The organism is Tessaracoccus lapidicaptus (genome assembly GCF_001693815.1).
GTDB lineage: Bacteria > Actinomycetota > Actinomycetes > Propionibacteriales > Propionibacteriaceae > Arachnia > Arachnia lapidicapta.
On sequence record NZ_MBQD01000022.1, the window covers coordinates 1 to 26,990 of the forward strand.

Annotated in this window: 21 protein-coding genes; 14 read left to right on the forward strand and 7 right to left on the reverse strand. The window is 70.2% G+C overall.

Translation table 11 applies throughout. The features are described from left to right. The first annotated feature begins 271 nt into the window (after positions 1–271). Entirely contained in the window at positions 272–2,515 is a 2,244-nt protein-coding gene (locus BCR15_RS08470) for an MMPL family transporter (protein ID WP_068751774.1), read from the forward strand. After that, positions 2,502–3,272: an LmeA family phospholipid-binding protein gene (locus BCR15_RS08475; RefSeq protein WP_218058951.1), complete on the forward strand. Its 771-nt coding sequence runs from the start codon at positions 2,502–2,504 to the stop codon at positions 3,270–3,272. The genes BCR15_RS08470 and BCR15_RS08475 overlap by 14 nt, the downstream gene beginning before the upstream one ends. A gap of 886 nt (positions 3,273–4,158) precedes the next feature. Here the strand turns inward: BCR15_RS08475 and BCR15_RS08480 are convergent. Continuing rightward, positions 4,159–5,598 carry an HNH endonuclease signature motif containing protein gene (locus BCR15_RS08480; RefSeq protein ID WP_068751775.1) on the reverse strand — a complete coding sequence of 480 codons (1,440 nt, stop codon included), beginning with the start codon at positions 5,596–5,598 and terminating at the stop codon, positions 4,159–4,161. Between the two features lie 442 nt (positions 5,599–6,040). Between BCR15_RS08480 and BCR15_RS08485 the strand changes: the two genes are divergently transcribed. From BCR15_RS08485 to BCR15_RS08520, 8 genes are all read left to right on the forward strand, one after another. Beyond that, entirely contained in the window at positions 6,041–7,474 is a 1,434-nt protein-coding gene (locus tag BCR15_RS08485) for a ferredoxin reductase family protein (protein ID WP_078919928.1), read from the forward strand. Positions 7,475–7,498: 24 nt separating this feature from the next. Next, positions 7,499–7,990 (forward strand): FMN-binding protein, encoded by a 492-nt coding sequence (locus tag BCR15_RS08490; RefSeq protein ID WP_068751776.1) that lies wholly within the window; start codon positions 7,499–7,501, stop codon positions 7,988–7,990. Beyond that, entirely contained in the window at positions 7,987–8,796 is an 810-nt protein-coding gene (locus BCR15_RS08495) for an FAD:protein FMN transferase (RefSeq protein ID WP_141680084.1), read from the forward strand. The genes BCR15_RS08490 and BCR15_RS08495 overlap by 4 nt, the downstream gene beginning before the upstream one ends. 267 nt (positions 8,797–9,063) lie before the next feature. Then, positions 9,064–9,921 carry an N-acyl homoserine lactonase family protein gene (locus BCR15_RS08500; protein ID WP_068751777.1) on the forward strand — a complete coding sequence of 286 codons (858 nt, stop codon included), beginning with the start codon at positions 9,064–9,066 and terminating at the stop codon, positions 9,919–9,921. Positions 9,922–9,958: 37 nt separating this feature from the next. Beyond that, positions 9,959–10,984: a sugar ABC transporter substrate-binding protein gene (locus BCR15_RS08505; RefSeq protein WP_068751778.1), complete on the forward strand. Its 1,026-nt coding sequence runs from the start codon at positions 9,959–9,961 to the stop codon at positions 10,982–10,984. Positions 10,985–11,006: 22 nt separating this feature from the next. Beyond that, entirely contained in the window at positions 11,007–12,554 is a 1,548-nt protein-coding gene (locus BCR15_RS08510) for a sugar ABC transporter ATP-binding protein (RefSeq protein ID WP_068751779.1), read from the forward strand. Continuing rightward, positions 12,551–13,561, forward strand: a complete 1,011-nt coding sequence (locus tag BCR15_RS08515; RefSeq protein ID WP_068751780.1) for an ABC transporter permease — start codon at positions 12,551–12,553, stop codon at positions 13,559–13,561. Before BCR15_RS08510 ends, BCR15_RS08515 begins: the two co-directional genes overlap by 4 nt. Positions 13,562–13,588: 27 nt before the next feature. Continuing rightward, a complete protein-coding gene (locus tag BCR15_RS08520) occupies positions 13,589–14,599 on the forward strand; it encodes a LacI family DNA-binding transcriptional regulator (RefSeq protein ID WP_068751781.1) in 1,011 nt (336 codons plus the stop codon). A gap of 33 nt (positions 14,600–14,632) precedes the next feature. Here the strand turns inward: BCR15_RS08520 and BCR15_RS08525 are convergent, their stop codons facing one another. From BCR15_RS08525 to BCR15_RS08535, 3 genes are all read right to left on the reverse strand, one after another. Then, complete coding sequence (locus tag BCR15_RS08525) at positions 14,633–15,937, reverse strand: serine/threonine-protein kinase (protein ID WP_068751782.1); 1,305 nt, start codon at positions 15,935–15,937, stop codon at positions 14,633–14,635. A gap of 96 nt (positions 15,938–16,033) precedes the next feature. Continuing rightward, a complete protein-coding gene (locus BCR15_RS08530) occupies positions 16,034–16,777 on the reverse strand; it encodes a hypothetical protein (RefSeq protein ID WP_068751783.1) in 744 nt (247 codons plus the stop codon). A gap of 88 nt (positions 16,778–16,865) precedes the next feature. Further along, on the reverse strand, positions 16,866–17,894 hold the full coding sequence (locus BCR15_RS08535; RefSeq protein ID WP_228383356.1) for a LacI family DNA-binding transcriptional regulator: 1,029 nt from the start codon (positions 17,892–17,894) through the stop codon (positions 16,866–16,868). Between the two features lie 133 nt (positions 17,895–18,027). On the opposite strand from BCR15_RS08535, the gene BCR15_RS08540 reads away from it, so the two are divergent. The 4 genes from BCR15_RS08540 to rhaS are packed head-to-tail and all read left to right on the forward strand — an operon-like array spanning position 18,028 to position 22,755. Beyond that, on the forward strand, positions 18,028–19,545 hold the full coding sequence (locus BCR15_RS08540) for a sugar ABC transporter ATP-binding protein (RefSeq protein ID WP_228383357.1): 1,518 nt from the start codon (positions 18,028–18,030) through the stop codon (positions 19,543–19,545). Continuing rightward, the gene (locus BCR15_RS08545; RefSeq protein WP_068751786.1) at positions 19,545–20,576 is read left to right on the forward strand and encodes an ABC transporter permease; all 1,032 of its coding nucleotides are present in this window, start codon (positions 19,545–19,547) and stop codon (positions 20,574–20,576) included. The genes BCR15_RS08540 and BCR15_RS08545 overlap by 1 nt, the downstream gene beginning before the upstream one ends. Then, positions 20,576–21,643, forward strand: coding sequence for an ABC transporter permease (locus BCR15_RS08550; protein WP_068751787.1), 1,068 nt, complete (start codon positions 20,576–20,578; stop codon positions 21,641–21,643). The genes BCR15_RS08545 and BCR15_RS08550 overlap by 1 nt, the downstream gene beginning before the upstream one ends. A gap of 50 nt (positions 21,644–21,693) precedes the next feature. Continuing rightward, positions 21,694–22,755: a rhamnose ABC transporter substrate-binding protein gene (rhaS, locus tag BCR15_RS08555; RefSeq protein WP_068751788.1), complete on the forward strand. Its 1,062-nt coding sequence runs from the start codon at positions 21,694–21,696 to the stop codon at positions 22,753–22,755. A gap of 70 nt (positions 22,756–22,825) precedes the next feature. On the opposite strand, the gene BCR15_RS08560 is transcribed toward rhaS, so the two are convergent. The 3 genes from BCR15_RS08560 to glpA are packed head-to-tail and all read right to left on the reverse strand — an operon-like array spanning position 22,826 to position 26,906. Then, a complete protein-coding gene (locus BCR15_RS08560) occupies positions 22,826–24,088 on the reverse strand; it encodes an anaerobic glycerol-3-phosphate dehydrogenase subunit C (protein WP_068751789.1) in 1,263 nt (420 codons plus the stop codon). Then, positions 24,085–25,332, reverse strand: a complete 1,248-nt coding sequence (gene glpB / locus BCR15_RS08565; protein WP_068751790.1) for a glycerol-3-phosphate dehydrogenase subunit GlpB — start codon at positions 25,330–25,332, stop codon at positions 24,085–24,087. Before glpB ends, BCR15_RS08560 begins: the two co-directional genes overlap by 4 nt. After that, complete coding sequence (glpA, locus tag BCR15_RS08570; RefSeq protein WP_068751791.1) at positions 25,329–26,906, reverse strand: anaerobic glycerol-3-phosphate dehydrogenase subunit GlpA; 1,578 nt, start codon at positions 26,904–26,906, stop codon at positions 25,329–25,331. The genes glpB and glpA overlap by 4 nt, the downstream gene beginning before the upstream one ends. Positions 26,907–26,990 lie beyond the last annotated feature (84 nt).

A 26,990-nucleotide genomic window follows, 5' to 3' on the forward strand; every position in this document is an offset into this window, starting at 1 on the left:
ACACGGGAGGACCTTCCTGGAGAGCGGATACCTTGAGCAGTTCCACTCAACCGCGGGGGGTCCTCCTTCTCACGTCTACTCAGATCGTGTCGTCACAATCCCTCGACCAACCTGTCCGGTCAGTACACCTAGCCCAAGCTGGGCGGACCCCCCAGACCAGCCAGTCGGCATCCCCGCAGGCCAGTCGGTCGGCCTCTCCGGATCCCAGCCGGTCGGCCTCTCCGGAGCCCGGTCAGCCGGCTTCGCCTGAGCCCAGCCCCAGCACCACGCCATGAGCGACGCACCGGCACCGGTCGAGGTGGAGCCGCGCCGCGGGTTCACGGCGAAGCTCTGGTACGGCTACGCCCGCGTGCTCGTCGCGCTGCGCTGGGTCATCGTCCTCGGGTGGACGGTGGCTGCCGTCGCCGCCATGGTTTTTCTCCCGCCGATGCAGGGCTCCGCGAACGACATCGAAGCGCTGGGGGCCAACGACGAGAGTTTCGCCGCCGAGAAGCGGTCGCTGGAGCTGTTCGGGTTCCCTCTCCTCAGTCGAGCGGCGATCGTGCAGCGCAACCCCGAGGGCCTGCCCCCGCTGGTCCAGGCCGAAGCCGTCATGCGTGGCATCGCCATCAATCAGGGCCAGTACGAGACGGAACTCCTCGGAGCCATCCCGGTGCCCAACGCTGAGGGGGCGTTCCCCGGCGCCGGCGAGACGAACACGACCGTCGTCACCTTCCTCTTCGCGGACCCCACGCTGAACTTCTTCCAGCAGACCCAGGTCGTCGAGGACTTCGCAGCCGAACAGCTCACGGACGAATCAGACGCCTACGTGGGCGTCACCGGTTCCATCCCGGCCCGCGCCGCCCAGGGCAAGGTCCTGAACTCCTACGTCCACATCGTCGAGGTGGTGACCGTCCTCGCGGTCCTGACGATCGTGGCCCTCACGTTCGGCTCGTTGATGGCGCCGGCCCTGACGCTGCTCTCCGTGGGAGCCGCCGTCTTCGTCACGCTCGGCGTCTCCGGGTGGGCGGCGACGATCATGGACGTGTCGATCCCGGCCGACCTCAGGCCCCTGATCGTCGCGCTGCTGCTCGGCGTCGTCACCGACTACTGCATCTTCTATCTCTCCGGTCTGCGCGCCCGGCTCCGGGAAGGCCACGACCGGCTCGAGGCGGCCCGGCTGGCCACCGCATCCGTCACGCCGATCGTCACGGTCGCCGGAGTCACGGTCGCGGCGGGGACGGCGTCGCTTCTCGTCGCCGAGTCGCCCCTCTTCAGCGGGTTCGGGCCGGCGCTCGGGCTCACCGTGCTGACCGGGCTCGTGGTCGCGATCACCCTGGTGCCGGCCCTGATCGCCATTCTGGGTCGAGCCGCCTTCTGGCCGCGTCAGCTCGTCGCCGAACCGCCGAAGGTGCGCCCACGCCCCTCCCTGCTCACCCGCGCCGTTGCGCACCGCGGGTCCGCGTTCCTCATCGTCCTGCTGTGCGTGGCCGGGTTGAGCGCGGCCGCGTCCCAGGCGCGCCACCTCGACCTCGGCCTCGGCTTCGTCCAATCCCTGCCCGAGACGACCAGCGCACAGCGCGCGGCAGAGGCCGCCGGCAAGGGCTTCGCCCCCGGCATCATCTCTCCGACCGAGATCGTGCTCGAAGGAGCCGGAGTCGGGGAGAAGGCCGACGAGGTCGCCCAGCTCGGCGAGGCCCTCAAGGCGCAGCCCGGGGTGGCGGGAGTGATCGGCCCCGGCGACCTCCCGGCCGCGGACGACGTCGGTGCGTTCACCGCGAAGTCCGGCGACGCCGTGCGCTTTCTCCTCATCCTCGACAGCACGCCGCTCGAGGCGACGGCGATCGAGACCCTCGGTCGCGTCGAGGTAGCTCTGCCGCAGCTCGCCGCCGACGCCGGCCTCGGCGAGGTCACCACATCCGTGGCCGGCGACACCGCTCTCGCCTCGGGGATCATCGCGGACACGGCCAACGACCTGATCCGGATCGGCCTCGTGGCGCTCGCCGTCAACCTGGTCCTGCTGGTCGTCTTCCTGCGGGCGCTGATCGCCCCCCTGTACCTCCTCGCGTCGAGCGTCCTCGCGCTCGGGGCGGCCATGGGGCTGTCGGTGTTCTTCTTCCAGGACTACCTCGGGCAGGACGACCTCACCTTCTACGTCCCGTTCGCGGTGTCGGTGCTTCTGCTGTCCCTGGGGTCCGACTACAACATCTTCGCCGTCGGCCACGTCTGGCAGGAGGCCCGCAAGCGGCCGATGCGCGAGGCACTCCTCGTCGCAACGCCGGAATCGACCCGCGCGATCACCTCCGCGGGCCTCGCGCTGGCCGCCAGCTTCGGGCTCCTCGCCCTCGTCCCGCTGAGGCCGTTCCACGAGCTCGGCTTCCTGCTCGGCGTCGGCATCCTCATCGACGTGTTCATCGTCCGCGCCCTGCTCGTCCCGTCACTGATCACGCTGGTGGGGCCGCTGAGCAGCTGGCCGTCAGGCATCCTGCGGCGCGAGAGGCGGACTCGGGTCAGGACAGCACGTGGACGCGGCTGACGGGGGCCCGATTCCGCCGTACGGCGGCGCCTTCCCGGCGGCACCGGTGCCGCGCCGACGCCTGCGATGGCGCGTGCTCGACTGGGCCATCGGCGCCCTCGGCATGCTCGGCCTCGTCGCACTCGGGCTGCTCCTGTTCTGGCTGTCGATCACGCGGCCGGTCGACGAGTCAGTCGTCCCGCCTCCCGCCGGGACCTCGACGTCGCCGACAGCCGAGCCCCTCGTCGAGGTCATCCCGCCCCCCGATCTCGCCGAGGACGAGGTGTGGCTGGGGGACATCTCCCTCACTGCCGGGTCCGTCATCGCCGCGGGGACCCAGCTGCGTGACGTCATCGGCACCGGTACCGACGTGACGTCGGGGCCGGACGGACTCGTCGCCCGCCATCTCGAGCTGACGGCCACGGTCCCGTTCCACGTCGTGGCCGAGGAGATCGGCCCGGACGCGAGGCTGAGCGCCGCCGGGAAGGGTGAGGTACGCGTCGACACGGAGGTGGAGGCCCTCGGCCGGAGCCTCCCCGTCGGGGCCACCGGCACCGTTACGGTGGTGGGTGGCACGCTGGTCATGGTGCCGACCACCATCGACATCGGAGGGCCGCAGTTCCTCGCCGAGCTGCTGGGGAGCGTGGTGCGCGAGCTGATCACGTTTGAGCACCGCATCGAAGGCCTGCCCGACGGGGTCGTCCTGCGGAGTGTGGAGGTCGTCGACGGCGGCTTCCGCGCCCACCTGACGGGCGACGACGTCCGCCTCGTCCAGTGAGAAGTGGGGGTGGGGTCGCGTCAGGTTTCGCTCGCTGGGGTCGTGCCAGTCTCGTTCGCTGAGGCCTCGGTCGGTAGCACCCGGGCGAGTCTCGAAGCCGACGCCACCCCGTTCGCTGAGGTCGCGGCCGACGGCGGAGCCGTCCGGGTGAGTCTCGAAGCCGACGCTCTCCCCGTTCGCTGAGGTCGCGCAATACCGTTCGCTAAGGTCGCGGCCGACGGCGCAGCCGTCCGGGCGAGTCTGGAAGCCGACGCTCTCACCGTTTGCTGAGGTCGCGCCCGGTGCGGAGCACCCGGGCGAGTCTCGAAGCCGACGCCGCAGGCGTCGATCTCCCAACCCCATCCGCTGCTGGTGTGGGGAGCCGTGATCCGTCGCTCGGGCAGCCCTTGTCGCCGGGTGTTCTGTTCGGCTGACAGCGCTGCGGGGGCCGGGTAGTCGAGGCCGCCCGAGCGTCGGTTCCCGTCTCCCCACACATGTTTCGGCGGTGGCGTGGCCGGGTCCGGGTGCGTGCCGGCGGGGCGGCCCTGGCACAGGTTCGTCTAGGCGGGACGCCAGTTTGGTGATCCTCGGGTTGGGCATCACTGCGCGCAGCCGCCCCACCATCCCACCCCCTCGCGGGAACGCCTCGGGCTGCGTTGCCGCGCAGGCCCCGCTCGCTGAGGTCGTGCCGACCCCGTTCGCTGAGGTCGCGCCCGACGGCGGAGCCGTCCGGGCGAGTCTCGAAGCCGACGCCGCAGGCGTCGACCCCCAACCCCGCTCGCTGCGGTCGTGCCAGTCTCGTTCGCTGAGGTCCTGCCAGTTTCGTTCGCTGAGGTCGCGCCCGACGGCGGAGCCGTCCGGGCGAGTCTCGAAGCCGACGCCGCAGGCGTCGATCTCTCAAGGGTCGTCAGGTGCCGTCGCCCCAGATGTCGGCGGAGCGGCGGATGAGGTCATCCAGGTCCGGCCGGTGGTCTGCCGGACCCGTGACGGGAAAGTTTGGTGGGTCGGTGTCTGGCGGGCTGGTGTCCGGGCAGGGGGGTGCCCCGGCGCGGATCTGCTCGGGTCGGAAGCGGCGATGCTGTCGCGGGCGTCTGGCGGGATCGATGTGTCGGGGTGGGGTGAACCACGGCAGCCCGGTGACCGGGTCGAGGTGCACCCGCCACTGCGAGGGCTCGGACTGCAACGGATCGGGTTCCACCAGGCGGTGGTGGTGCGGGCAGAGCAAGATGCCGTTTCCGAGCTGGGTGTCGCCGCCTTGCCACCAGGGGATGATGTGGTGTGCTTCGCAGGATGCGGGGGTGGCGGTGCAGCCGGGGAACGCGCAGCCACCGTCGCGCTGCATCAAAGCTGCCCGCAGGCCGGGGGTGAAGGTGCGGTAGGTGCGGCCCACGTCCAGCAGCCGGGATGGTCCGCCCAGGACGACGGGGATGATGCCGGCGTCGCAGGCGAGTCGCCGCACTTCGCCGGCTGGCAGGCCGTCGACGTCGTCGGCACCGATGAGGCCAACCCGACCGAGTCCGGTGGTGAGGGTGTCGAGGTCGAGGGTGACGTGCACCTGCGGCCTGTCCCCACCATGCCTGGGCAGCGTTCCGGTGTTGGCGGCTTTCTGGGTGAGCAGGACCAGCGCGTCCGCGCGACGCGCGTCACGTGACGCGGCCTCGCCGGTGGCGGTGTAGGTGGAGGCGTCCTGCATCAACGCATCCAACTGTGCGCTGAGGAGGGCTGCGTCGGCGACGGGGAGTTGTCCGGTGATGCGCATCGAGCCGTGATAGTCCGGCGCGATGCGCAGGAACCGACCCCGATAAGCTGCCGCTTCCTCCCGCGCCAGGCGCTTCGCGTCATCCGCGTCCGATGCGTCGGGGTCGATGATCTCGACCAGCCGCGCGGCAAGGACCCGCAACTCGGACGGGCCCAAGGTATCGACGTGCTGCAGGATCTCCTTCTCGCAGCGCGTCAACTCCGCCCGGGTGAGCCGGCCGGGCAGCTTCCGCAAGCCGGCGACGATGGCGTCGGCCTGCGCCAGCGAGATCGAGCCGTCGTTGAGGGCGGCGCCGATCAGCGGGAAGCGGTCGCACAGGTCCTGCGCGAGCCGGAGACTGGCGGTGGCCTGGGCGGGGGTGGTGCGCACCGACTGCCGCACCTCGTCGATCACGGCCTCCGTCGCGGCGAGCTTCGCCTCATGCAGCAGGTGGAGGCGTAGACCGGCGAGCTGGGCTTCGGCTTCGGTGACCGCCGCGACGAGGCCGGCAAGGCGGTCTGCGGGGGTGTCGTCGGTGGTGAGTGACAGCGCGGCGTCCCAGAGTGCAGCGATGGATCGCTGCATCTGCTCGCGCATGGAATCACTCATGTGACCTATTCTGGCGGGGGCCACTGACAATTTTCGGATTTCCAAGGCCGGAAGATCGACGCCTGCGGCGTCGGCTTCGAGATTCGCCCGGACGGCTCCGCCGTCGGGCGCGACCTCAGCGAACGAGTCAACCCCCAGCACGACACGCCGCCGAACTCCGCCATCAACGCCATCAACCGCTCCCGAGCCCGAGGAAGGCTGCCATTCGTGCTGCGCTCGGGGGATCGACGCCTACGGCGTCGGCTTCGAGACTCGCCCGGACGGCTCCGCCGTCGGGCGCGACCTCAGCAATCGGGTGGCGCGACCTCAGTGACGGGCGACGCGTCCCCAGGGGAGGGACCCCTCACGCGGCTGGTTCATGGCCGGCGCACAGGCGACACCCACCGGCGAAACAGGCCGGGTCACGAGGATCGGGGCAGACAACCTAGACAGGGATCCGCCCATGACCATGCTCCTCGACCGCCCCGATGCAGATGCGGTCCCACAGCCCATCCCGTCGCGCATGACCCGGGCACGGACCAGAGCGCAGATCCCCACCTGGTGGCGTGACGCCGTCGGCGCGGCTACCTGGAGCAGCATGCTGGTGGTCGTCGCCCTGTGGGTGGCAGGCGGGGGATTGCACGATCTGACCGGCTGGGCGTCAGCCCTCACGAGCGTCGGCCGGTTGACGGGCCTTGTGTCGTCGGACCTGCTCCTCCTTCAGGTGCTACTCCTCGCTCGCATCCCCATGGTGGAGCGCGTGTACGGCCAGGACGAGCTGGTTCGGCGGCACCGTCTCGTGGGTTTCTGGTCGTTCTGGCTCATGGCGGCTCACGTTGTCCTGATCACGGTCGGCTATGCCGCCACCGTCGCCATCAATCCGTTCGTCCAGCTGTGGGAGTTGACGGTCGACTACCCCGGCATGCTGCTGGCGGTGGCGGGCACCGTGGCGCTGGTCATGGTCGTCGTCACGAGCCTCCGGAGGGCCCGCAGGGCGCTGCGCTACGAGTCCTGGCACCTCCTGCACCTCTATGCCTACCTCGGGGTGGGGCTGGCGCTCCCGCACCAGCTGTGGACCGGTCAGGAGTTCCTGAACAGTCCGGTGGCGACGATCTACTGGTGGACGCTCTGGGCGTCGGCGGCCGGGTCCGTACTGGTCTTCCGAGTCGGTCTGCCCCTCTACCGCAGCGTGCGCCATGGCCTGCGCGTGGAGAGCGTGATCAGGGAGTCCGACGACGTGGTGTCTGTCACGGTCCGCGGCCGCGATCTCGATCGCCTCGATCCCCTCCCTGGCCAGTTCTTCAGTTGGCGTTTCCTCAACGGGCCCGGCTGGACGCGAGCGCACCCCTATTCCCTCTCTGCGGTACCCGCCGACGACACGATGCGGATCACGGTCAAGGAACTTGGCGACGGTAGTCGCGCGCTCGCCGACCTCACGCCGGGGACGCGGGTGCTGATCGAGGGGCCCTACGGTCGCCTCCACGCCGGGGCGCGGACCCGACGGAAGGTCACCCTCATGGCTGCAGGAATCGGGATCTGCCCCATGCGCGCGCTGCTGGAGGGGCTCCCGCAAGACCCCGGCGACGTCACGCTCCTCTACCGCGCACGCAGCGAGGCCGACCTGGCCCTCACGGAGGAACTCGACGACCTCAGCCGCCGGACCGGCGCCCGCGTCGTCTATCTCCCTGGCCGGCGCATCCCACACCGGCCCACGTGGCTGCCCGAGGCCGCCGCCCACTTCAGCGATGCGGAGGCGCTGCGCCACCTCGTCCCAGACGTCGCGGAACACGATGTGTTCATCTGCGGAAGCGCCGCGTGGATGGACGCAGCGCGGGCCGCCGCCCTCGACTGTGGGGTGCCCGCCCAGCGGATCCATCTGGAGCGATTCAGCTGGTAAAGACCAACCGACAAGGAGTTATTCATGCGCAAGATCGTCACCGCCCTCATGGGCACCCTGAGCGGGCTAGTGCTGCTGTTCAGCTACCACACGAGCACCGCGGAACAGGCGGTCCCAGGGGGAGCAAGCCCCGAATCGGCAGCCGGGTCCAGCCAGTCGTCCAGCGAGTCCTTGAACGACGGGGTGCCAGACCCCACCGAGGCGACATCCGAGACCGAGGACTCCTCGGCCGACGCCATGTCAGGGACGTTCACCGGCGACGCCGCCGAGACGCGCTACGGCGCGGTCCAGGTGGAGATCACCGTCGAGGATGGGGTCATCACGTCGTCGGAGGCTGTCCAGTATCCCAACCGAGACCACCACGACCAGCGGATCAACGCCTACGCGGTCCCCGTCTTGAACGCCGCGGCCGTCGAGGCGCAGAGCGCGGACATCGATGCGGTGTCGGGTGCGACTGTCACGAGTCTCGCGTACGCCCAGTCGCTCCAGTCCGCCATTGACCAGGCGTTCCAGTGAGGCGGGCACCGGCGTCGACGCTGGCCGCGCTCGACCCGATGCCGCGGCGGGCGTTCGTCGCCCAGATCATGGGGCTTCCGATCGCGTTTCACGTGCGCGGTCCCCTGGCGCGGGGCGCGGTCGTGGAGAAGGCCGTCGAACGCGCGTTCGACGAGCTGCGTGCCGACGATGACCTGTTCAGCATGTGGAAGCCGGACAGCCCGGTGAGCCGTATCCGCGACGGGCGTGACTCACTCTACGACGCCCCGTTGCGGATCCGGCGGGTGGCAGCCCTGTGCGACGAGGCCCGGCAGCGGACCGGCGGCGCGTTCTCGGCCTGGTTGCCGGACGGCCGCGGGGTGCCCAGGTTCGACCCGACTGGGCTGGTCAAGGGGTGGGCGGTCGAGCAGGCGCTCAGAGGTGTCGTCGCCCGCCTGGACACCCTCGGCGCCTACGACGTGCTCGTCAACGCCGGTGGCGACATCGCCGTCCATTGCTCGCGCACCGACACCCCGGCCTGGGCGATCGCGGTGGAAGACCCACGGGATCGTCGTCGAGTCGTCCAGCGGCTCGAGTTGCGAACGGGTGCGGTCGCGACGTCGGGGACCGCCGCGCGCGGCCGACACATCACCGACCCGTCGACGGGGGAGCCGGCGAACAAGCTCCTGTCGGCCACCGTCATCGGGCCGGAACTCATGTGGGCCGACGTCTACGCCACAGCGGCCTTCGTGCTGGGACGCAGCGGGCTCGGCTGGCTTGCCACCCGTCCTGCGCACGCTGCCGTCCTCGTCGATCACGACGGCTCTGTCACCACGATCCGCGGTTGAGTCATGGCGGCGCGGCCGGCAACCAGGGAGGGCACCGCCGTCGAGGGCAGCACGAATAGCTGGCCGAGGCACCCGTCGGTGCCTCTCACGCGCTCGGAGGCGGAGTTCGACGGCGAGCCGTGCCAGGGAGGGGCGCCAGCCGTGGGGCGTACGGAAATTGCCTCTTGACACGCCTTCGGGCCGGGCGCATCCTGAGTCTGTACACGATTACGAAATCGTATACAACGGTCGCGGCGAAGGTGCCGCGCCGGAGCAGGAGGTAGATCCGTGGCGGACTATTCGATCTGGATGCTGGAGTACTCGCACTGCCTGACGCAGCCCATGGGCTGCATCTTCTACGGGCAGTGGAACGTCGGCACGCGCCCCTTCCCGTACAGCTATGTCTACGTCGAGGGCGAGGGCCACAAGATCCTCGTCGACGTCGGGCACGACGACGAGAGCACCAATCGCGTCCTCTCCGAGCGCTACGACGTGATCGACTGGCAGCCGCCCGCCGCGGTGCTCGGGAAGATCGGCGTGCGTCCGGAGGACATCGACACCGTGGTCCTCACCCACGTGCACTACGACCACGCCGGGGCTGCGAGGCGCTTCCCCAACGCCACCTTCTACCTCCAGGAGAAGGATCTGTCGGGCGCCAAGTGGGCACTGGAGAACCGGCACCTGTTCGAGTCCATCATCGGCGCCATCGACCCCGACGACGTCCGGATGCTCGAGGAGCTCGCGGAGCAGGGACGGTTGACGCTGCTCGGCGGCGACGTCGAACTGTTCCCGGGCTTCGAGATCCACCTCGCCGAGGACACCCACACCTTCGGATCGCAGTACGTCGTCGTCAGGACCCGCGACGACGAGCCCTGGGTGGTCACCGGCGACAACCTCTACAGCTACGAGAACGCCGAGGGCATCGGCCAGGACGGCGTCCCCGTCAGCATCGGTTTCGGCGGCGGAAGCTGCTGGAACACCCTCACCGCGATCCACGACATGCACGTCACGGCAGGCGACTCCAACCGCCTCGTCATCGCCCACGAAGGCGCCACGTTCGAGCGCCATCCCTCCCGTCTCTACCCAGACCACCTGTCCGTCGCGGAGCTGACCCTGGCCCCCGGCGTCGCCAGCCGACTCGCCTGACCGCATCCCCCCACCCACTCACCGAGGAGTACCCACCATGTCCACCCGTAAGTCCCTCCATCTCGCGACAGCCCTCATCGCCGTGTCCGGCCTCGCCCTCACGGCCTGCTCGTCGGGGACGACGCCCTCCGAGACGACGCAGTCCGGCTCCCAGAGCGCCGCCGGCTCCTCCAACGCACCCGCCCAGGATGGCGACCGGCTGCTGGGGATCGTCTCGATCACCGCGACCGACTCCAACAACGCGCGCGTCATCGCAGGAGCCACCGAGGCTGCCGAGGCAGCCGGCTGGAAGGTCGAGGTCGTCGACGCCCAGGGCAACGCCGACACCGCCAACGCGGCCATCAGGAACTTCGTCAGCAAGGAGGCGGACGCCGTCTTCGACCTCGTCTTCCCCGTCACCTCCCTGGGCGCCGGGCTCCAAGCCACGCAGGATGCGGGCATCCCCGTCGCCACCTGGGGTGGCGGACTCGGCGACGGCGTCGTCATGACCACCGGCGACGGCGCCCCCTTTGCGGAGCCGGCGACGCAGGCCCTCATCGACGACATGGGCGGCAAGGGGTCCGTGTTGGCCCTCACCTATCGCACCGGCCAGGTGTGCCGCGACCGCGAGGGCGTCTTCGACGAGATGCTCAAGGAATACCCGGACATCACGGTCACCAAGAGCGAGGTGAACATCCCCGGCTTCCTGCAGGACGGCGCACGGCACGCCACGGCGTGGTTGGCCGCCCACCCGGAGGGGTCGGAGAACCTGGCCATCTGGGGATGCTGGGAAGATCCCACGCTCGGCGCCATCTCCGCGCTGCAGCAGCAGGGACGCACCGACGTCCTCACCTACGGCATCAACGGCTCCAGCGCTGCGATCAAGGCAGTCCAGGACGGCACGCTCACCGCGACCGTCTACGAGGACGGCAAGGGCGAGGGCGCCAAGATGTTCGAGGTCGTCCAGGACGCCATCGAGGCGGGAGACTCGTGGGAGCAGCAGACCATCGACGTGCCCGGCATCCTCGTGACGGCCGACAACGTCGAGTCGTTCCTCGAGGACCATCCCGAAGCCCTGCAGTGATCGACGGATAGGACCAGACGACATGTCAGCGCCCGAGGCGACCACAGCCGGCGAACCGCTCCTGCGGGTCGACCGACTGACCAAGACGTTCGGTGGGGTCCAGGCCCTCAAGGACGTGTCCGTGACGATCCGCTCAGGTGTGGTCCACGGGTTCGTGGGAGCCAACGGCGCCGGCAAGTCGACGCTGATCCGGTGCCTGGCCGGGATCCACCGTCCCGACGCCGGGACGATCGAACTCGACGGCGCCCCGGTGGACATCCACACCGCCCTCGACGCATCGCGGTTGGGGATGGCGTTCATCCATCAGGAGATGAGCATCATCCCCGGCTGGGACGTGCTGAGGAACATGGCCCTGGGCATGCCCTACCGGACCCGGGCCGGTCTCATCGACTGGAAAGCCACCCGCCGAAGGGCTGAGATCGTCGCGGAGAAGGTGGGCATCCGCTTCAGCCTCGACGCCATCATCGACGACCTGAGCACGGCCGACCAGTGGCTCGTCATGATCGCCCGGGCCCTGATGCAGGACGCCCGACTCATCGCGATGGACGAACCGACCGCCTCGCTCTCGCCGCAGGAGGCCAGCAGGCTGCACGGGATCATCAGGGAACTGACCGCGGCCGGGACCGCCGTCATCTTCGTCTCCCACCGCCTGGCGGAGGTCTCCGAGCTCTGCGAGGACATCACGGTGTTCAAGGACGGGCGTGTCGTCAGAACGGCGGTCGGGCAACGGCTGACGAGCCACGAACTCGTCGAGGCCATCGTGGGACACCACATGGAGCTCACCCGCCGGCCCGAGCCCCCCGCGCACGTGGGGGAGCCGGTCCTGGACGTCGAACATGCCTCCGACGGGAGGCTGGTGCAGGACGCCAGCCTCCAGGTCCGGGCAGGCGAGGTCGTCGGGCTGGGCGGGCTGGTCGGGGCGGGCCGCACCGAGTTCACCCGTCTGATCTACGGGGCCGAACGACTCCGCACGGGAGAGGTCCGACTCGCCGGCAGGACCGTGCGCTTCCACGAGCCCGCCGACGCCGTGGCGCAGCGGGTGGGCATCGTCCCGGAGGAGCGGCGATCCCAGGGCGTCTTCCTCGACAAGTCGATCGACTTCAACATCAACCTCGCCAGCCTCGACAGCCTGCGCACCGGCAGGTTCGTCCCGTGGCTGCGATTGGGCGCCGGCAGGAAGCGCGCCCAGCGCCTCATCGACGAGGTCGGGATCAAGGCGCGCGGCGCCGATCAGCCGGTCGGAGCCCTGTCGGGCGGCAACCAACAGAAGGTCGCCGTCGCGCGGTGGCTGACGCACGATCGGCAGTTGCTGATCCTCGACGAGCCGTCGCGTGGCGTCGACGTCGGCGCGCGGGCCGAGCTCCACACCCTTATCAGAGACCTGGCCGGCAGAGGGGCGGCCGTGCTCGTCGTGTCCTCCGACAATGAGGAACTCGTCGCCCTGTGCGACCGGGTGGTCGTCATGGCGGAGGGCCACGTCGTCGGAGAACTCGTAGGCGACCAGATCACCACCAAAGCCATTCTCGCGCTGAGCTTCGCGCGAGCCCATAAACAGGAGGACGTCGCATGACGACCAGCGCCCCGCTCACCACAGAGCCGGCACCCGCCGCCGCGAAGACCGCGTGGAAGCGGATCATTCTCTTGGGGGTGTCCAAGTACGGGACCCTCATCGCGATGGGCATCCTCATCGTGGTGTTCAGCCTCGGCGTTCCCAACGGCGCCTTCCTGTCTCCGTCGAACCTCCTGAACATCGTCAACCAGTCCGCCCTCACCGCCATCATCGCCAGCGGCCTCACGCTCGTGCTCGTCGTCGGTGAGTTCGACCTGTCCGTCGGCTACGCCGCCAGCCTGGCGGGTGTCCTGGTCACCGGGCTCATGGTCAACCAGGGACTGGCCATCCCGGTCGCGATCCTGGTCACGGTGCTCGTCGGCTCCGCCGCGGGCGCGGCCAACGGGTTCCTCGTGACGAAGGCGAAGGTCAACGCCGTCGTCGCCACCCTGGGCATCGGAACCATGCTCGTCGGCCTGACGTTCGGCTACAGCGCCGGGTCTCCCATCGTCCTGCTGCCGGCCGGCTTCGTGCAGCTCACCTTGGGGCGGTTCCTGGGGATCCAGAACCCCATCTGGATCATGGCGGTCGTGCTCATCGTCTTGTGGGTCCTCCTGAACCGGACCCCGCTGGGGCAGCGCATCCAGGCGGTCGGGGCCAACGCCGAGGCGGCCAAGCTCGTCGGCATCCGGGTCGACCGCACCAAGATCGCCGCGTTCGTCATCGCGGGGGCGTGCGCGGCGCTCACCGGCGTCCTGCTCGCGTCGGTGCTGGGCAGCGGGACGATCAGCGCGGCCGACGGCTACCTGATGGACTCGTTCGCCGCCATCTTCCTGGGGTCGGCGACCCTGCGCAACGGCGAATTCCACATCCTCGGCACGCTCATCGGCGTCCTCGTGGTCAACGTGGGCTTCAACGGCCTCAGCATGATGGGGACCGCGACGTTCTGGCAGTACATCTTCAAGGGCGGGATCCTGGTGCTCGCCGTGGCGCTGTCGACCATCGCTCGTAGGTACGCTCGCGCCTAGCAGCGTGCGCCGAGAGAAGGACAATCCATGCCCACAATGCGTGAAGTGGCGGCCGCCGCCGGCGTCTCCACCGCCACGGTGTCACGCGTCGCCAACGGCGCCGCGGGAGTCGATCCGGCTCTGGCCAGGCGCGTGCGGACCGTGATCGAGGAGATGGGGTACCGCCCGAACCTCGTGGCCCGAGGGCTGCGGAAGCAGGCGACCCGCCTGCTCGCCCTGGTCATTCCGGACATCGAGAACGCCTTCTTCACCTCGCTGTGCCGGGGGGTCGAGGACGTGGCCCGCCGGGAGAACTACTCCGTCATGCTGTGCAACACCGACGAGGACCCCGGGAAGGAAGCCTCCTACCTCGAGGTGCTCGCCGCCCACTCGGTCTCCGGGGTCATCATCAGCGCGGCCGCGGTGACGTCGGACCTGTCCGCCGTGACGGACCAGGGGATCGCGGTGGTGGGAGTGGGGCGGCGACTGGGCCCCGAGTTCGACTGCGTCCGGACCGACTCCGAGGGCGGTGCGAGGCAGGCGACGAGGCATCTGCTCTCGTTCGGGGCAGAACGGGTGGCGTGCATCACCGGCCCCGAGGACGTGGTGACATCAGAGGAACGCCTCGAGGGGTACCGCCAGGCGATCGAGATGTCGGGCCGCGCGGTCGACGAGGACCTCATCGTCCGGGCGAACTTCCGCGAGGACGGCGCCTACCGGGCCATGAACCAACTGCTGGACCTGGACTCGCCGCCAGACGGCGTGTTCGTGGCCAACAACCGCATGACGATCGGCGCCCTGCGCGCCTGCCGCGAGCGCGGCGTCGCGATCCCGGAGCAGTTGAGCCTGGTGGGCTTCGACGATCTGCCGTGGGCCGACCTCACCACACCGTCGATCACGACCATGCGCCAGCCGACCTACGAGCTGGGATCGGCGGCGGCCCGGCTCCTGCTCGAGCGGATCGGCGGCGAACAGGGCCCGGGGCGGGAAATGGTCTTCCAGCCCGAGCTCGCGGCGCGTCAGAGCTCCATCAAGCGGGGCACCCGGAGCGCGAGCTAGGCCCATCCGCGAGGCTCCATCGCGGGCGGGGGACTAGTTGTCGGGCTTGCCGCCCTTGTCGGCCGCGTTGTCGTCGGCCTTGTCAGGCTTCTTCTCGTCGGCCTTGCCGCGATCGGCCGGCTCGTCGTCGCGCGCCTGTCCGGGCGGGACCGTGTCCTCGTTGGTTGCCCCTCCGCCGTCGGGCGCGGCGGACTGCGCTGCGGTGGTGGCGGGCGCCGCCGTCGGGGTGGGCGACTGCGTCGACGGGGTGGGTGACGGCGAAGGAGAGATCGACGGCGACGCGATGGGCGACGGCGAGACCGCGCCCCCGTCCGCGTCGGGGAGCTGCGTCAGAGCGAGTGCCCCCAGCACCGTCGCGGACACGGCGACGCCGGCCGCGACCCACCAGGCACCTCCGGCCCGACGGCGTCGCGCCGGGCCCGCGGCGGTGCCTGTGGCGGACGCCATGGGGACGGTGGCGGCCAGCGGCGCAGTGGCCTCACCCGCGAGCAGGCCGACGGCGGGCCCGCCCGCAGCGGCCGCCTCGATCGCCCGCAGCCGGGTCTCCACCTCGGCGGCCGAGGCCGGCCGGTCTTCCGGGTTCTTGGCGAGCAGCTGCGCCACGAGCGCCTCAAGCGCCGCGCTGACCGCGACCCCGCGCGCCGTCAGCTGCGGAGGATCACTGTGCACGTGCTGGTGCAGAGCGCCGATGAGCTGGTCGCTCTGGAAGGGCGGCTGCCCGGTGGCCAGCGCGGTGAGGACACAACCGAGGGCGTAGAGGTCGCTCCGCTCGTCGGCGGGCTCGCCCCGCGCCTGTTCCGGCGACACGTACAGGGCGCTGCCCACAACGGTGTTGGTGGCGGTCAGCGCCGGCGCCGCCTCCTGGGTGAGGCGCGCGACCCCGAAGTCGACGATCTTCACCTCGTCGGCCGCGCCCAGCATGAGGTTGCCCGGCTTGATGTCGCGGTGCACGATCCCCGCCCGGTGGGCTGCCTCCAGTCCCGCCGCCACCTGCGCCCCGAGCCGGGCCACCTCCGACTCAGGCAAGGGCCCCTGCGTTGCGACGAGTTGCGCCAGCGTCGGCCCAGGGAGGAGCTCCATGACGATGAAGGTCAGCCCGTCGTGGGTCCCGATGTCGAACACGAGCACCGTGTTGGGATGCTGCAGGGCGGCCATGGTGACCGCCTCGCGGCGGAACCGCTCGAGCGCGGCCTCGTCTCGCGATCCCGCGGCCAGCACCTTGACGGCCACCTCGCGGTCGAGCACGGCGTCGTGCGCCTTCCACACCTGACCCATCCCTCCGGACGCGATCAGGTGCACGAGGCGGTATCGGTGAGCCAGCACGGCGTCGGCTTCCATGCTGTCCATCCTCCCCCGGGAGGCAACCCTGCGGGGCAAGGGCCGTCGATCGGCGGATCTGGTGGCGTGTTCGCTGTCAGATCCGCCGGTCGAGCGTCAGCCCTCCGACGGCGTGTTGTGGTAGACGCGGACCTCGGCCTGCCGAACCCGCGACAACGAGCACATCACGAGCTCTCCCGGCACCGCGACGCCGTCGAACACCGCCGACGCCGTGCAGTCCCGCTCCCAACCGCGGGTCCCCTCGAGCCACATGACGTAGCGGTCCGCCCAGTGCGCGCGCTCGTCGATCCGGCGCGTCGGCCCCGTGCCGGTGAACGTGGCGGCGACGTCGAGACTCCCGCTCGTCTGGCTGTCGGCCAGGAAGTCGACGATCTGGACAGGCACGGTGGCCGTGGCGTCGACGGCGTTGAGCCGCGGGTCGACCGCGACCTCGGCGTCGGTTGCGCGCCCGAAGCGCTCCGACTGGCCCAGACACGTCCGCTCGACGACGCCCGGATCCCACTCGACGTCGGCCACGACACACGTGTAGTCGAAGGTCTTGACCACGCCGCTCCTCTGGTCGTGCAGGTGGAACTCGCTGCCTGCCTGCTCGCTGCCCGCTGAGTAGAAGGCCATGACGTCGGCCCCGGTGCAGATCGTGCCCACCTCCTCCGACTCGAGGTCGGGACACGTCGTCCACGCCGCCATGGCGGCGTATCCGGCGAAGGTGAGCTTGAAGACCCCCGCACGCTCCTCGGGTGAGGCGGAGGCGGTGGCCGTGGTGGCGGTGATCGCGGCGAACCCTGTGGCTCCCGCGAGAAGGATTCGGCCGGCGGCCCGGCCGGCCTGCCTGATGGACATCTCTGTCCCTCTTTTCCGGGCACGCAGCCCTATGCCCAGCGTGCGCCGGGGCGGAGGTGTTGTCAATGCCCCGCGTCGCGGCCCAGGGTCAGCGGGGTAGCGTCGAGCGACGGACCACCAGCTCCGGTTGGAAAACCGTCTGGCGGGGGATGAGCTCCGGGTCCGCCGCCTCCTCCAGCAGGATGCGCAGGGCCGTCTTGCCGATCGTCGAGCTCGGCTGACGCAGCGACGTCAGCGGCACAGCGGCGGCCGCGGCGAAGGCGATGTCGTCGAACCCCACCAGGGCGATCTCCTCCGGCACGCGCATGCGGCCGTCCTCCACCAACGCCTGGAGCACCCCCAACGCGATGAGGTCGTTGGCAGCGAACACCGCGTCGGGGCGCTCCCGGGCCGGTCGGGTGAGGATGCGGTTGCCCGCGGCCGCCCCCTCCGCGACCGTCATCGCCGCGGTGGGGATGACCTCGATCTCGACACCGACGGCGTTCTCGGCGGCCACGCGCGCGCCGGCGAGCCGGTCGGTCACCTCGTGCAGCTCGAACGGCCCGCCGACGAAGGCGATCCGACGGCGCCCGCCGGCGATGAGGTGCTCCACCGCCATCCGGCCGCCGGCGATGCTGTCGACGGAGATCGAGCTGAACCTGTTCTGGCCCGAGTAGCGCCCGACGAGCACGGCGGGGATGCCGCGCTGGCGGAGCTTCTCCAGGCGATTGAACACCTCGCCGAACGGGGCGATGAGCAGCCCCCGCACCTGGTGCTCCTCGAACAGGTCGATGTACATGCGTTCGCGCGCGGGATCCTCGGCGGTGTCGCCGAACAGGATGGCGATGCCGTGCTGCGTGGCCTCGTCGCCGGCCCCCCGGACGACGTCGTTGTAGAAGGGGTTCTGGCCGTCCATGACGACGAAGCCGACGGTGCCGCTGACGCCCTGCCGGAGCTTCCGCGCCGCCTCGTTGCGGACGTATCCGAGCTCGTCAATGGCCTGTTGGACCCGCAGTGCGGAGTCCGGCGACACCACCTCCGGGCGGTTGAGGACGTTGGACACCGTGCCCACCGACACGCCGGCACGCTGCGCGACATCCCGGATGCTCACGCCGGCCATGCCGACCTCCCTCCTCACGATTCCGCATCATTTGTCCTCGATGACTTGACCAAGCGGACCGTGCTGCTTACTGTAGCCCTGAAGCGACGTTGAATCGATTCAAAGTTGGCCTCCAGGGATGAAGGCTATACCACTCAAAGAGGAGACCCTAGTGACCGATACGGTTACGGATCCGGCGACGCCGGCGCTCGAGCTGTCGCGGGTCGTGAAGTCGTTCGGTGCCGTCGTCGCGCTCCGGTCGGGAAGCCTGCGCCTGGACAAGGGCTCCATCCACGCGCTGATCGGCGAGAACGGCGCGGGCAAGTCCACGCTCGTCAAGATCGTCGCCGGCCTCTACCGTCGTGATGCCGGGGAGTTCCGCCTCGACGGCGAACCGGTGGACTTCCACAGCACCGCCCAGTCGAAGGCCGCCGGCATCGCCGTCATCTACCAGGAACCCACGCTGTTTCCCGACCTCTCGGTCACCGAGAACATCTTCATGGGCCGCCAGCCGGTCGGCACCCTCGGCCGCATCGACCGCAAGGCCATGCGAGACGAGGCCACCCAGATCTTCGAACGCCTGGGAGTCCGCATCGATCCCGAGCGGCTGACCGAGGGCCTGTCCATCGCGGACCAGCAGATCATCGAGATCGCCAAGGCCATCTCGCTCGACGCCCGCGTGCTGATCATGGACGAGCCCACGGCGGCCCTCAGCGGCGTGGAGGTCGAGCGGCTGTTCGCCGTCGCCCGCAGCCTCCGCGACGAGGGACGTGCCCTGGTGTTCATCTCGCACCGCTTCGACGAGGTGTTCGAGCTGTGCGACACCGTCACCGTCATGCGTGACGGCTCGTACATCGACACCATGCCCATCGCGGACACCTCCGTCGACGAACTCGTCCACCTCATGGTGGGCCGCGACGTCACGGAGATGTTCCCCAAGCTGCCGGCCGACATCGGCGAGGACGTGCTCGTCGTCGACGGCCTCACCCAGAAGGGCGTCTTCCACGACATCTCCTTCACCGTGCGCTCGGGTGAGATCGTCGGCCTGGCCGGGCTGGTCGGGGCGGGGCGCAGCGAGGTGGTCCGCGCCATCTACGGTGTCGACCCGTACCAGAGCGGCTCGGTCACCGTCAGCGGCAAGGCGCTGCCGAAGGGCAACCCCAAGGCCGCCATGGCCCGGGGCATCGCGCTGGTGCCTGAGGACCGGCGCAAGCAGGGGCAGGTGCTCGAGCAGACGGTGTCGCGCAACCTCACGCTCGCCATTCGGCACCGCCTCGCGAAGATGGGCCTCATCTGGGGCGGGGTGGAGAACGAGAGCGCCAAGGTGTGGGCCAGCCGACTCGAGGTCAAGACGTCGGCACTCGACGCCGAGACCGGGACGCTCTCGGGCGGCAACCAGCAGAAGGTCGTTCTGGCCAAGTGGCTGGCGACGAACCCCAGAGTCCTCATCGTCGACGAGCCCACCCGCGGCATCGACGTCGGCACCAAGGCCGAGGTGCACCGCCTCATCTCCCAACTCGCCCAGGAGGGGCTCGCAATCCTGACGATCTCGTCTGAACTACCCGAAGTGCTCGGCATGGCCGACCGCGTCCTGGTCATGCGCGCCGGCCGCTTGACGGGCGAGTTCGACCGCTCCGAGGCCACCCCGGAGGCCGTTATGTTCGCTGCCACGGCCGAGGAGGTCGCGTGATGACGACGACGACGGCGGCGGCGCCGCGCCGCTCGGCCCTCGGCGTCGCCGGGGGTGTGCTCAAGGCCCGCGAGACGGGCATCGTCATCGCCCTGGTGGCCGTCGTGATTGCGGCGACCGCCGTGAATCCCACGTTCATCTTCTCCGGCGACGGCTTCCGTGACCTGCTGCTGACGCCGTCGCTGCTCATGGTGGTGGCGCTCGGCCAGGCCGTGGTGATCATCACCCGCAACGTCGACCTGTCCGTCGGCTCCGTCGTCGGGCTCACCGCCTACATGACCGGCCGGCTGTTCATCGACGTCCCGGGCATCCATCCGGCCCTCGTGTTCCTCGCCGGCATCGCGCTGGGCGCCCTGCTCGGGCTCATCAACGGCGCCCTCGTGGCGTTCGCCAAGGTCCCCGCCCTCGTCATCACGCTCGGCACCATGTACATCTACCGCGGCATCAACGTGGCATGGACCGGCAGCGACCGGATCAACGCCTCCGACATGCCGGCGTCCTTCCGCGGGCTCGGCACGCAGGACGTGCTGGGCATCCCGCTGCTGACGCTGCTCGCCGTGATCGTGCTGGTGTTCACCGCCTGGTACCTGCGCAACCTGCGCAGCGGCCGCGAGCTCTACGCCATCGGCTCCGACCCCGACGCCGCGCACCTCTACGGCCTGCGCGTCACCCGCCGTGTCCTGGCCGCGTTCATCGTCTGCGGCGCGCTGGCCGGTCTGGCCGGGGTGCTGTTCGCCGCCCGCTACGGCACCGTCAGCTCCAACGCCGGGTACGGCTGGGAGCTGCAGGCGATCGGTGCGGCGGTCATCGGCGGCGTCGCCATGTCGGGCGGCGTGGGCACCGTCTGGGGGGCCGCCTTCGGGGCGTACCTCCTCCTCACCATCAACCGGGCGCTGCCGATCATCGGCATCCAGGACTTTTGGCAGCGCGCCGTCGTGGGCATCCTCATCATCGGCGCCATCATCCTGGACCGCGTCCTCGCGCTCCGCCAGCACCGTCGTCTCGTCGCGGCGAGGGAGGAAGTGAAGTGATGAGCACGGCAACGGCCCTCACCGAGAAGCCCACCCGGGACTACAAGGCATACCAGCACCCCCTGTGGCGCCGCCTGCTGATCAATCGGGAGGCCGCCATCATCGGCCTGCTGATCCTCGTGGTCATCGTCGCCATGCTGACGGTGCCGAACTTCGACAGCCCGCTGACGATGACCTTCCTCATCAGGGAGATCGCGCCCATCCTGCTCATCGCGCTGCCGATGACGCTGATCATCATCACCGAGGAGATCGACCTGTCGGTGGCCAGCATCCTCGGCCTGTCGAGCGTGGTGACCGGGCTCGGCGTGCAGGCGGGCTGGTCACTGCCCGTCGCCGGTCTCGTGGCCATCCTCGTCGGCGTGATCGCAGGCGTGATCAACGGCTCGCTCATCACCTTCGTCGGGCTCCCGTCGCTGGCCGTGACCATCGGCACGCTGGCCCTCTTCCGCGGCATCGCGGTGGGCCTGCTCGGCACCACCGCCATCAGCGAGTTCCCGGAGTACTGGACGGACCTGGCCCGCGCCAACATCCCCGGCACCCCCGTCCCGCTGATCATCGTCCCCTTCATCGTGCTGGCCATCGTGTTCGCGGTGCTGCTGCACTTCACCCCCTTCGGCCGGTCGCTGTACACCATCGGCCTCAACAAGGAGGTGGCCGCGTTCTCGGGCATCGACGTGCGCATGACGAAGTTCTGGCTGTTCGTGATGAGCGGCACGGTCTCCGGCTTCGCCGGCGTCTACTTCACGCTGCTGTACAACAACGCCCGTGGCGACAACGCCATCGGCATGGAGCTGTTGATCATCGCCTCCGTCCTCCTGGGCGGGGTGTCGATCTTCGGCGGTCGCGGGGCCCTGCACGGCGTCATCGCCGGCGTGTTCCTCATCGGGACGATGTCCAGCGCCCTGCGCCTGGCCGGCGTCACCAGCGACATCATCAACGTCATCACCGGCACGGTTCTCATCCTGTCGGTGGTGTCTGCAAGCTTCCTGGCCTGGATCCGCACCAATCGGATCGCCGCCATCGGGAGAAAGAAGGGCCAGGCGGGCTCCACCGGCGCACCGGCCTGATCCACCCTGGAAGACACGGTCCAACGAAGGGCCGAAGAAAGGACACAGCAATGTTCACCAAGGGACCCAAGACCCGCCGCTTCGGCGTCGGTCTGGTCGCGATCGCCGCTTCGGCGGCCCTCGCACTGTCCGGCTGCGCCGACTCGGGCACCGAAGGCTCGGCCAGCGCGCCCGCGACCAACGGCGGCGGCGAAGGTGGGGGCGTCAGCGTGACGTTCCTGCCGAAGAACCTCGGCAACCCGTACTTCGACACCTCGAACGCGGGCGGCAAGGAGGCCGTGGAGGAGTTCGGCGGCACGTTCGAGGAGGTCGGGCCCACGGAGGCGTCGCCGACCGCCCAGGTGCCGTTCATCCAGACGGCCGCCCAGCAGGGCGTCGGGGCGCTCGTCGTGTCGGCCAACGACCCCGAGGCCCTCTGCGATGCACTGGACGAGGCGCGTGGGGCCGGCGTGAAGGTGGTCACCTTCGACTCCGACACCAACCCCGAGTGCCGCGACCTGTTCATCAACCAGGCCACGGCGGAGGGCATCGCCAAGGTCCAGGTCGACCTCATCACCGAGCAGATCGGCGACGAGGGCCAGATCGCCGTCCTGTCAGCCTCGGCCAACGCCACGAACCAGAACGCCTGGATCGACATGATGAAGACCGAGCTGGAGGCGAACCACCCCAACGTGGAGCTCGTCGAGGTCGCCTACGGTGACGACGACGACCAGACGTCGTTCGACAAGACCGCGGCCCTGCTGCAGACCTACCCGGAGCTCAAGGGCATCGTGTCCCCGACGACCGTCGGTATCGCCGCCGCGGCGCGCTACCTGTCGACGTCGGACTACAAGGGCAAGGTCATGCTGACCGGTCTCGGCACGCCGAACCAGATGCGCGAGTACGTCGAGGACGGCACCGTCGAGGCGTTCGCCCTGTGGAACCCGGCCGACCTCGGCTACCTGGCCGCGTACGCCGCCCAGGCCCTGGTCAATGGCGACATCACCGGCGCTGAGGGCGACGAGTTCGAGGCCGGCAAGCTCGGCTCCTACACCGTCGGCGCGGACGCCTCCGTGCTCCTCGGTGACCCGTACGTGTTCAACGCCGAGAACATCGCCGACTTCGACTTCTGAGTCGACGACACAACACGAGGCGCCGCCCGGATTCTCCGGGCGGCGCCTCTGGCGTGTGCGTCGTGCCGCGTCAGCTACTCAGGCCGTACGCGCGGTGGACCAGCACGATGGGGTGCACGGTCTCGACGCCGCTCGACTTCTCGATCTGCCAGCGGCAGGTCTCGGTGTCGCAGGCGGCGAGGCCGTCGTTGTTGGCCTGCACCATGTCGAACAGCGGCTGGCCGACGGCCTGGGCGATCTCGTACTTCTCCTTCTTCAGCCCGTAGGTGCCGGCGATGCCGCAGCAGGTGACGTTGCTGTCGATGACCTCGAGCCCCGGGATGAGCCGCAGCAGGTCCGACGCCGGGGTCCCGATGCCCTGGCTCTTCAGCTGGCACGGGGCGTGGTACGGCAGCCGCATCTCGACGGGCCGGAAGTCGGTCGGCAGCTCGCCCGCGGCGTGCAGTTCCATGAGGAACTCGGAGATCTCCCGGATGCGGGTGCCGACGTCGAGGAGCTCCGGGTCGTGGATCCCGAGGATCTGGTGGGCCTCGTGCTTGAGCATGCCCGTGCAGCTGCCCGCGGTGCTGATGATGGTGAGGTCGGTGCCCGGGGTGCGGAGCTGGTCGACGAGGCGTCGCACGGACGCGCTGGCCTGTTCGAACAGCCCGTTGCTCTGCTCGGCGAGGCCGCAGCAGCCCTGGTCGGGCACGATGACCTCGTAGCCGATGTGCTCCAGGACCTCGATGGCCTTCTTGGCCGCGTCCACCTCGAAGTAGCCGCCGGCGCAGCCGTGGAAGTAGACCAGCGCGCCGCGCGTCGGAGCCTTCGTCGGCTTCGGGCGCTTCTTCAGCCACTTGTGCAGGGACTCGCCCCGTGCCGTCGGCATCGGCGCGTCGCGGTGCACGCCGACGACCTTCTCCATGGCGTAGCGGGCCAGCTTGTTGTCCAGCACGGCGTTCGCGATCGGCGCCACGGGCGTCATGGCCTTGCCCATGAGCACGGTCTGCGTGATCATCCGGTCGCGCACGGGCACGCCCTGCTCGGCCTTCATGACCGCGCGTGCGAGCGAGTTCAGCTCCGCGACGTTCACGCCCTGCGGACACACCACGCTGCAGGTGCCGCAGCTGGAGCAGTAGTCGACGGAGTGGTCGACGGATTCCTCGTCGCGGAACCGCTCCGCCTGGGGGCCCACGAACTTCGGACCGGAGAACAGCGGCGTCACGGCCGCCACGGGACAGGCGGTTTCGCAGATCGTGCACTTGACGCACATGTCCAGGCTCATGCGCTGCAGTTCGGTGTTGAGCCGATCGCGCAGCGCCTGGGCCCGCTCGTTCCGCGACTTCTCGCTCATCGTGCACCTCCGGTGATGTGGTCGGCGGCCCGGACGGCCGTGGCGACGGCGATGCCGTCGCCGGACTTCTCGCGCCAGCGCTCCGCGCCGGCGATGATCCCGCCCGCGACGTACAGGTTCGGGTGGACCGCCGCGCCGTCGGGCCCCGCGGGCCGGCCGGCGTCGTCGGTGCGCACGCCGACCTCGAACAGGGGATGCGGGCCCCAGTAGACCTCGGGGATGAGCGGCCCCGCGTCGGTCGCGGTCAGCGGGAGGCCGAAGACCGGCTCCGTGATCGCGCCGTGCGAGTCGACGTCGAGGGCGCCGCTCTCGAAGCCACCGGGAGCGAACACGAACGACGACGCCCGCAGCGCCCGCGGGCCGCCCGCGGCGGCGAGCGTGACGGACGCGATCGTGCCGCCGTCGGCGGCCTCGAACCCGACGATCCGGCTGCCCTGGATGAACCGGACCCCGGCCGCGCGGGCCATCCCGAGCAGGGCGTCGTAGAGCCGGAGCCCCGGCACCGACGGCGGGGGCAGCGGAATCTCGCACACGTCGCGGCCGATGACCTCGGCCACCTGGCGCCAGACCCCGCTGCGACGCACGCCGAGCACGGCGGGCAGGGCGACGACGTCAGCCTTGCCGGCCACTGCCGCGACGTCGCGGGCGAACCGGTCGGCGAACGCCTCGTCGTCCATGGCGCGGGCGTAGGTGAGGGGGGTCGGATCGGCCTCGCCCCGGCGGGCGGGCAGGTCGATGAACGCCGAGTGCGCGGCCAGCCGCGATCCGTCGGGCGCGGTGGTGCGGGCGAGGTTGCCCGCGATGAGGTCGGCGGGGAAGTCCTTGAGCTGACGGACCCCGACGACGGCGTAGCTGCGGCCGCCCGCGGCGTCGCCGGCGATCATGGACGGCTGGGCCAGCGCCGTGGGGCGGAGGGCGCCGACCGCCGTCGGCAGCTGGTAGTTCCGGGAGGCGTCGCCGACCAGCAGGTCGGGGCCCAGGGCCTCCGCGAGCCAGGAGACGGCGGAGCCGACCGCGTCCGCCCCGATCGAGGCGTACGGGTGCCCGGGCGCGACGGCGGCCACTGCGTCGAGCGGCCGGGTCACGCGCTCAGGGGTGTAGCCGAGCACGTCGATGGTGCCCTGGGAGAGCTGCAGCCCGCCCGGGCCCTTCGTGGCCAGGGTGACGGACCGCCCGGCGCGGGCGAGCCGCAGGGCGGCGGTGAGGCCGGCGAGGCCGGCCCCGATGACGACGACGTCGCTCATCGCACGATCTCCTCTTCAGGCTGGGGCAGGTGCTCGACGTCGAGCGTTCCGGCGAAGATCCAGTGGTCCAGGGCCGTCTGGCGCACCTGTTGGCCGTAGAGGATGGGCCACAGGCCGATCCAGCGGTGCTTGAGGAACAGGCGCAGCAGCCCGGAGGCCCGTTCGGCGTCGGCGACCTGTTCCGAGCAGGCGAGGCCCGCCGCGCGAGCCGCGCAGAAGCCTCCCTGACAGGGGCCCATGCCGAGGCGGAGCTGGCGGCGGAGGTCGTCGAGCGTGGCGTCGGGCTGCTCGTGGAGGGCCTTGACGAACATCGAGCGGTTCATGAGCTCGCACTCGCAGATGATCGGGTCGTCGAGGCGGTCCTCCTCGCGGTCCTCGAGCCGGTGCGTGACCGTGTAGAGGCGGCCGTCCCGGCTGCCGGGGACCACCTCGTCGGCCGTCGTGCACGGGCGATCCTCACCGAGCTGCTCGTTCATGGCGTCGACGATGTGCTCGGCCATCAGGCGGTAGGTCGTGAGCTTGCCGCCGCCGATGGTGAGCATGCCGAGGAGGCCGTCGCGCTTCGAGTGGTCGATGACGGCCATGCCGCGGCTCATGTGGCGGGTGTCCTCGACGGAGACGCGCTTGTCCTTGATCAGCGGGCGCGAGCCCGACCAGGCGTGCAGCGCCCGGGCCTTGCGGAAGCCGGGGATCATGGCCTCGCCGGCGTCGAGCATCTGCTGGACCTCGTTGCGGGGGATGGGCAGGTGGTCGGGGTCGGTCTCGTGGACGTCGGTGGTGCCGATGATCGAGACGGTGTGGACGGGGACGAGGATGTCGCCGTCGGTGGGGTAGACGCAGCGGTTGATGACGGTGTTCACCAGGCGGTGGTTCATCGCGATCATGATCCCGCGGCCCGGCACGACCTCGACGGGGCTGGCGCCGGCCATCTCCGCGATCTGTCCGGCCCAGGGTCCGGCGCAGTTGAGGACGAAGGTGCAGTCGATGCGGACGTCCTCGCCGCCCTTCTCGTCGCGGCAGAGGACGGCGGCGACGCGGTCGCCGTCGCGCTCGATCTTGGTGACCCGGTGGTAGGTGAGGATCTTCGCGCGGTGCTCCATCGCGGAGCGGGCGGCGCCCCAGACGAGCTGCCAGCCGTCGACCGAGCCGTCGGCCACCTCGATGGCGCGCTGGATGTGCGGGTCGAGCCGCGGCTCGCGGCGCAGCGCCTCCTTGACGGAGATCTCGGTGGCGGGAACGCCGGTCGCCGCGGCGCCGGCGAGGAACTTGTCCGCGTAGGCCGGGTCGTCGCCGGCGAGGGTGACGAAGAAGCCGCCGGTGTCCTCGATCGCGCCCGGCTGGATCCGGCGCAGGATCGCGTTCTCCTCGGCGCATTCGGTGGCGGACCCGGGGTCGCTCACGACGTAGCGGCCGCCGGAGTGCAGCAGGCCGTGGAACCGGCCGGTGGTGCCCTGTCCGAGGTCGACCCGCTCCAGCAGGACGGCGCGGTACCCACGCATGGCGGCGTCTCGCACCACCCCCAGGCCGGTCGATCCGCCCCCGATGACCACGACGTCGGTGTCGAGACGCTTCATTGTGTCCCCTCCTTGGGCCTCAGCACGGTTCTACCACGATGCCCTGTCTCCGGCGCGACAAGCGGCCGCATTTGTGCAGGCGGT